General features: G+C 37.8%; 3 protein-coding genes. 2 read left to right on the top strand and 1 reads right to left on the bottom strand.

Features of this window, described 5'->3' with window-relative positions:
- Positions 1–112: 112 nt before the first annotated feature.
- On the bottom strand, positions 113–589 hold the full coding sequence (smpB, locus tag QZ265_RS10770) for an SsrA-binding protein SmpB (RefSeq protein ID WP_296406053.1): 477 nt from the start codon (positions 587–589) through the stop codon (positions 113–115).
- A gap of 383 nt (positions 590–972) precedes the next feature.
- Between smpB and coaD the strand changes: the two genes are divergently transcribed.
- Together coaD and QZ265_RS10780 are read left to right on the top strand one after the other, a co-directional pair.
- Positions 973–1,467 carry a pantetheine-phosphate adenylyltransferase gene (coaD, locus tag QZ265_RS10775; RefSeq protein ID WP_296406057.1) on the top strand — a complete coding sequence of 165 codons (495 nt, stop codon included), beginning with the start codon at positions 973–975 and terminating at the stop codon, positions 1,465–1,467.
- Between the two features lie 45 nt (positions 1,468–1,512).
- Positions 1,513–1,761, top strand: a complete 249-nt coding sequence (locus tag QZ265_RS10780; RefSeq protein WP_296406055.1) for a YfhL family 4Fe-4S dicluster ferredoxin — start codon at positions 1,513–1,515, stop codon at positions 1,759–1,761.
- The last annotated feature ends 213 nt before the right edge of the window (positions 1,762–1,974 follow it).

Genomic DNA, 1,974 nt, shown 5'->3' on the forward strand with positions numbered 1-1,974 from the left:
GTATGATGCATCATATATTTTTTAATTTTTAACTTTCTTTTCCAAACTATAATATTAAGCGTATAAAAAAGGCAGGATATAAATACTACCTTTTAAAACTTTCAAACCAAGTTTAATCCAAATGCTGTTTAAAACCGCGTTGCTGATCACGCTCCCAGTCTTTATCTTTAAGGCTCTTGCGCTTGTCGTGTAGCTTCTTACCTTTAGCTAAGCCGATTTTGCATTTAACTATCGAGTTTTTCCAATATACCTCAAGTGGCACACAGGCAAACCCTTTTTGATTTACCGCTCCAAATAATGTATCGATTTCTTTACGATGCAGTAGCAGTTTGCGAGTACGAATGCTATCAGGATCGATATGAGTCGAGCTTGATAGTAGAGGCTGAATATGTGCCCCAAATAAGAAGGCCTCATTATTACGAAATATCACATAAGATTCAGTAATAGCCATCTTGCCTGCGCGTATCGCTTTCACCTCCCATCCTTGTAACTCTAAGCCTGCTTCGTACGTCTCTTCAATAAAATACTCGTGACGTGCTTTTTTATTTGCCGCAATTTGATTTGAAGGCTTTCTTGTCTTCTTTGCCATATATAATTTAACTCTCTTTATAAACCAAGACATCCTCACGCTTTAGCCATTGTAATTTACAATAGCTATTCACAAGAATGCTTGTCGTACATATCCCTAATCTAGATTGAAGTAAGTTAGGTCGAATATTTAGTATAACAAATTTGCCAACCAATCTATTTCATAGCTTTGTAAATATATCAGGTTTTAGGATTATGACCCTAAATATCACTCCTTTTTCATACTTTATAGGCTAACTTCTTGCGTCTAATGTCTATGCTACTCACAAAATCCCTGCTCGAATAAACTTACTTCCCTGCCAAAAATTTGTTACGATAGGCGCCTAATTTGCTTCTTTTAAACCCTCACTATCATCTAAGCTTATCATAATGAATAAAACGTCATTGCTCCATACTAAAGTCGTCTACCCAGGCACCTTTGATCCCATTACTAACGGTCATCGTGACCTTGTAAAGCGCGCCGTTAAGCTATTTGACGAAGTGGTAATTGCTGTCGCCCTAGGTCACCATAAAAAGCCTATGTTTAGCTTTGAAGAACGCGTTGAGTTGGTTGAGAATGTATTTGAGGACTTGCCACAAGTATCAGTGGTGGGGTTTGAAGGTCTACTGGTCGAGTTTATGCGTGAGCAACAAGCGACCGCCGTTCTTCGGGGTCTGCGCGCTATGTCTGATTTTGAGTATGAGTTTCAACTGGCCAATATGAACCGTGAGCTTGATGGAAACTTTGAGGCGGTATTTTTGACCCCTGCCCCAGAGTATTCCTTTATCTCATCAACTATGATTCGCGAAATTGCTAAATTAAATGGTGATGTGGATAAATTTGTTCCAGTTTGTGTTCAAAAAGCATTTGACAATAAACGTGCTAATGACTGGGAATAAATTCGCTATTTTTGGTTTCTTTGTTATCAAAATTAGGAGATAGCCATGGCTTTGATGATTACTGATGAATGTATCAACTGTGATGTGTGTGAGCCGGTTTGTCCCAATGACGCCATTTATGAAGGCGATGAAATTTATGAAATTAATCCTGACCTTTGTACCGAATGTGTCGGTCATTTCGATGAGCCACAATGCGTTGAAATTTGTCCCATAGATTGCATTCCGCATGACCCGAATCATGTGGAATCCAAAGGAGACTTAATGTCAAAATATAAGCGGATTGTTGGCGAATAATTTAGCGTATTGTAGTATTACTATCTGAACTATTTTTATAGCATTATTGCCGGTATGCATGTCGATTTTTATCCAACCCATCCACTCAGGTTTATCACAAACTGAGACAAATTCATGTTAAAATGAGCACCATTCTTTATAGCTATAGTATTAACTAGAATTTAAACTATTGCTCCTCTCTATTATTTCGCTCTACCCAGTTCTATATTTCTT

Origin of the sequence: Psychrobacter sp. (genome assembly GCF_018260395.1) — a bacterium.
In the GTDB taxonomy this organism is placed as follows: Bacteria; Pseudomonadota; Gammaproteobacteria; order Pseudomonadales; family Moraxellaceae; genus Psychrobacter.

What these genes read in the sequence shown, in the direction of transcription:
- smpB (WP_296406053.1), bottom strand. Translation starts at nt 589, where the DNA reads ATGGCAAAGAAGACAAGAAAGCCTTCAAATCAAATTGCGGCAAATAAA.
- QZ265_RS10780 (WP_296406055.1), top strand. Translation starts at nt 1,513, where the DNA reads ATGGCTTTGATGATTACTGATGAATGTATCAACTGTGATGTGTGTGAG.